Origin of the sequence: Photobacterium proteolyticum, assembly GCF_001939735.1 — a bacterium.
Classification (GTDB): domain Bacteria; phylum Pseudomonadota; class Gammaproteobacteria; order Enterobacterales; family Vibrionaceae; genus Photobacterium; species Photobacterium proteolyticum.
The window spans coordinates 1-2450 of sequence record NZ_MJIL01000019.1 but is presented as its reverse complement, the minus strand read 5'-3'; the positions used below and the strand labels follow the sequence as shown (position 1 = coordinate 2450).

Annotated in this window: 2 protein-coding genes; both read right to left on the bottom strand. The window is 51.3% G+C overall.

The genetic code is table 11. The features are described 5' to 3' along the window. Window positions 1–79: 79 nt before the first annotated feature. Window positions 80–820 (bottom strand): IS21-like element helper ATPase IstB, encoded by a 741-nt coding sequence (istB, locus tag BIT28_RS00175; protein ID WP_075761626.1) that lies wholly within the window; start codon window positions 818–820, stop codon window positions 80–82. A 9-nt stretch (window positions 821–829) separates the two neighbouring features. Further along, the gene (gene istA, locus BIT28_RS00170; RefSeq protein WP_075761625.1) at window positions 830–2362 is read right to left on the bottom strand and encodes an IS21 family transposase; all 1533 of its coding nucleotides are present in this window, start codon (window positions 2360–2362) and stop codon (window positions 830–832) included. Window positions 2363–2450 lie beyond the last annotated feature (88 nt).

Below are 2450 nucleotides of genomic sequence, written 5' to 3'. Positions count from 1 at the left end.
TGCGTATTCCGGCGATTGTGATCTAGGATTCCGTTTTTTTTCGATCACCTTTTTACCCTCTTTTTCTCTACCCTTATTTTTACTCTAAGTGATCGGATTGCACCAGTTTCCGCATGGATTCTCCTCCCAGTTCGATTCGGTGGCTGTTGTGGATAAGACGATCTAGCAGTGCATCTGCAACGGTGGCATTGCCTATCATGTTGTACCATTCCTTTACGGGGAGTTGGCTGACAACGATGGTGCTACTCACCTGGTATCGATCCTCTAGCACTTCCAGCAAGTGTCCCGCATGGTCTTGAGACAGCTTTTCCATACCCCAGTCATCAAGAACCAGTAACTGCTTTTTCGCCAGGGCTTGAAGTTGCTTTTGGTATGTGCCATCCAGACGACCTGTACTCAGGTCGTCCAGTAGACGGCTCAGTCGATAGTAGCGAGCCGTGTGTTGCTGCTCGCAAGCCTGAGTTGCTAGGGCGCAAGCGATATAGGTCTTACCGGCACCTGTCGGGCCTGTCACCAAGACATTCTGGTGTTTATGAAGATAGCCACCGGTCAGTAGTTCACTGACTTGCTGGCGTTTGAGTCCTCGGCCTTCCTTGTACAGTATTCGGCTTGGCTGGGCATCCAGCCTTAACTTTGCCTGACGTTTCAGGCGTTGGATTTTGGTCTGGCTTCGGTTGAGTAACTCACTTTCGAGCAGCAGGCCTAAGCGCTCTTCGAACGTCAACTCTGCATATGTGGAGAGCTGCTCTTGTTGCTGCTCCAGTGCGGTGGCGGCATGGCTCAGCCGAAGAGCTTTAAGCTGTTCACTCAGTTGGTTCATCGTTATCTCCTAGTGGTAACTGTTGGGGCCGCGCACATTGCTGTGGACAAGATTAGGTGTCGTTGTTGTGTCATGACTGAGCTGGCCTTCGCGGTGGTTAACCAACAGGTTTTTGATGAACTGGAAGTAAGGCTTGTTGACCAGAAGGGCATCTTTACAAGCCTGTTCCAGGCGGCGCTCCCCATGCTTTTGGCTTAAGTTCAACAGCCCAAGGCAACTACGGTATGCCTGCTCTGGATGTGGCTTGGACATCAGTTGGGCGTTCACCACTTCTCGTGTGGCACTGCCGATGCGACCACCCCAGCGCAGTAAGCGCTCTGGTGACCATTTTTGGTGACGGTGATTCTCGGGCATATGTTCGGGGTATGTGCTCATCCCTCTTTCTTTCGTGCTTCTGGCATGCTGCGAGACCAGATTGCCCTGAGAGTAAATCTGCACCAGCCTCGATGTGGCCTCCAACTCTACATGCTGGCCGACTAACTGGTGTGGTACCGAGTAATAATGCCGTTGGTACTCGATGTGGTAATCGGGGCCGACCTTGGCGCGTTTTGTTTCGGTGTAGAGATAACGCTGGATGGGAAGTGGTTTTAATGCCGGCTTGTCCAGCGTCTTGAACAGGGCCTTTCTGCTGGCTCCCACCTGCTTCATCTCTCGTTGGTTGAGTTCATCCATGAGCTCCCTGATACTCAGGTTCAGTTCTTTGAAGGTATGGAAGGTTCGATGACGCAGGCGCATCATGATCCAACGCTCAACCAGTAAGACCGCGTTTTCCGCCTTCGCCTTATCTTTGGGTTTATAAGGACGGGCAGGCATGATGGCGGTTTGATAGTGATGAGCCAGCTTTTGGTAGCTGTCATTGATCGTTGGCGCATAGCGGTCTGCCTTGCTGACTGCGGAACGCAGGTTATCAGGCACCAGGAGTCTGGGAACACCACCGAAGTGCTCGAAGGCATTGGCATGCGCTTCCAGCCAGTAGACTTTTCCCTGCCCCGGGAAGGCTTCGACATACGTGTAATTAGATGCGCCTAAGGTGGCGACAAAGACTTGGGCCTGACGGACTTCCCCGGTATCGGGGTTAACCACAGGGATCGTTGGGCCGCAGTAATCGATGAAGAGCTTATCGCCAGCGGTATGTGTTTGTCTCATGCTGCGTTTTTGCTTTTTAAGCCAGCGGGTGTAGTGCTCGCAGAACTGACTGTATCGGTAAGATCTCTCTTGATGCTGCTCATAATATTCTTGCCATAAGAGCAGCTTGGTCATGCCTTTGCGTTTGAGTTCGACAAAGCACTGGGCGAAGTCCGGCATTACCTTGGATTGGCTTGCGCTTTTCGGGTGGTAGAGCGCCTGAGTCAGCTCGGAGTCTGAGCAAGTCTCGGGAAGCGGCCAGCCAATATGGCTCTGCTTAAAACGAGTCAGGATTTCAGAGACGGTAGAGCAGCCTATTTTCAGGCAGGAAGCGATATTGCGGTTGGACAGTCCGCAATCGAATTTCAGGCGTAACACCTCTTTAATTTTGGTCATCGGTATTCTCTTTTTCGACATTGTCACTTCCTTGCAGCCTTCTGATGTATAGCAAGGATAGTGAGTAATTGATTTAAAAGAAAAAAAGTAAGTATTCCGGTTTAAACCG